The sequence below is a fragment of the Pseudomonas yangonensis genome, assembly GCF_009932725.1.
Classification (GTDB): domain Bacteria; phylum Pseudomonadota; class Gammaproteobacteria; order Pseudomonadales; family Pseudomonadaceae; genus Aquipseudomonas; species Aquipseudomonas yangonensis.
Genome location: NZ_BLJU01000216.1, coordinates 1 through 320 on the forward strand (window position 1 = coordinate 1; position 320 = coordinate 320).

Annotated in this window: 1 protein-coding gene; it reads right to left on the reverse strand. The window is 64.1% G+C overall.

Translation table 11 applies throughout. The features are described from left to right. Positions 1-151, reverse strand: a 151-nt coding sequence (locus GYB81_RS24100) for an oxidoreductase (protein ID WP_498052056.1), incomplete at its 3' end; no start/stop codon positions are given. Between the last annotated feature and the right edge of the window lie 169 nt (positions 152-320).

Sequence of the window (320 nt, forward strand, 5' to 3'; positions counted from 1 at the left end):
CAATCAGGCCGGCGCCGGCGCGCTGGCTGTAGTACTCGGCCATCAGCGCGGTGGCGACTTCGCCACTGGCGGCGCGGGAACGGGTCATCGGCGGCATGACGATGCGATTGGGGAGGGTCAGGTGGCCAAGGGTATAGGGGCTGAACAGCATGATGGCGATCTCGCTCGTGAGGCCGGCCGCGGCGCGGCGTACTGGAAGAAGGTGGGCGCATTATTGGCGGAACGATTCGTGCGAAAAACAGCTGCCGGGGAAAATGACACTTGAGTTCAATTCATGAATGCCCGGATAGCGCGGGCGCACCGAGGGAGGAGGAATGGCC